At 48.9% G+C, this 1,531-nt stretch carries 2 protein-coding genes; both read left to right on the forward strand.

Going from position 1 to position 1,531, the window contains the following annotated elements:
* The first annotated feature begins 320 nt into the window (after nt 1–320).
* Entirely contained in the window at nt 321–521 is a 201-nt protein-coding gene (locus tag MHN09_RS21220; protein ID WP_136251253.1) for a hypothetical protein, read from the forward strand.
* Nucleotides 522–531: 10 nt separating this feature from the next.
* A partial coding sequence (gene ltrA, locus MHN09_RS21225; protein WP_239241839.1) for a group II intron reverse transcriptase/maturase occupies nt 532–1,531 on the forward strand: 1,000 nt, incomplete at its 3' end.

Here is a 1,531-nt window from a genome sequence, read left to right on the forward strand (position 1 = left end):
GTTTATTGAGTTGTGTACGCCCAGCACGGGCATGAACTAATGAGGTGAAAGTCCTCTGTAGGAAGATCACCGTTGTTTAACACACTGTTATTCAACGCTAACTACTAGCGAATGGCAAGGGCTAAATCGTGAGAGATAGTCTGGAGGAAGCCGCTAGCAAATCTGCGAGCTGATGAACAAGAACATCATATGAGGCGTAGGCTGAAGGTGAGTTGGCACAAGACAACGAAACCATGTGATCTAACGGCCACCGTAAATGATGCAGCAGTGCAGAGACAGTCCATGTTCTTATCTGGGGAGATCTGCTTTACGAGCGATCGGTGAATACCAGTAAGGCTCTGGTATACAAGTGCCTTGGCGCAGAGGAAACGCATCATCCACTGCGAGCGAATTCGATGCAAACCGATAGCGCTGTTACAGGTAACTGTGGCGGTGATAGAGCAGAAGTCAGCAGACGGCATAGTAGCCAAATGCCCAGCGTAATGGCTGGGACACGGCCAAGGCCGGAACATTTAGAATAAAGGAGGAGCCTTGTCAGACTTGAACACACGAATGCCGTCCGGTAGTGACGTGACTCAGCGTACTGATGAGCAGCCAGCCTTTAGCGCAGATCTACTCGAACTTTTTCTCCAGCCTTCCAATCTTGTGTCGGCATGGAAGCAGGTTCGAGCCAACAAAGGGGCCGCTGGCATTGATGGCATGACCATTGATGACTTCCCCGCTTGGGCAAACGCCGGAAACTGGAAACGTGTTATGACTGAGCTTCGCTCAGGCCAATACCAACCTTCACCGGTGAAACGCGTTGAGATTGACAAACCTGATGGCGGAAAACGTCAATTAGGGATCCCAACTATCGTTGACCGTGTTATCCAACAAGCGATTGCCCAAGTCCTTACGCCTATTTTCGACCCAACCTTCTCAGATAATAGCTTTGGGTTCAGACCAAATCGAAATGGGCAGCAAGCCGTGAAGCGGGTAATCAGCATTATCAAAACGGGACGTCGTTTCGCCGTGGATGTTGACCTGTCTAAGTTCTTTGACCGCGTTAATCACGATTTACTCATGACCTACCTTGGCTATAAAGTGAAAGATAAGCGATTGCTTAAACTGATTAAACGTTACTTACGAGCTGGGATTCTCTGCAAAACCAAAGGGGATAACCAGCTTTATAGTGAGAGTCGAGAAGGTGTTCCTCAGGGCGGGCCATTATCGCCGCTTTTGGCAAACATCATGCTCGACCCATTGGACAAAGAGCTTGAGAAACGGGGTCACAAATTTGCCCGATATGCGGATGATTTTACCATACTGGTAAAGACGCCCCGTTCGGGTGAACGTGTGCTCAATAGTATTAGCAGATTCCTGAGTCACCGCTTGAAGTTGGTGGTTAATACAACCAAAAGCCACGTCGTTAAAACCAATGAAAGCAAATTCCTTGGATTCACCTTCAAGGCAGGCCGCATTCAATGGCACCCGAAGACCCTGATGAAGTTTAAGCAACAGGTTCGACGGTTAACGAATCGCAACTGGGGCG

Source organism: Alteromonas sp. MmMcT2-5, from assembly GCF_022348315.1.
In the GTDB taxonomy this organism is placed as follows: Bacteria; Pseudomonadota; Gammaproteobacteria; order Enterobacterales; family Alteromonadaceae; genus Alteromonas; species Alteromonas macleodii.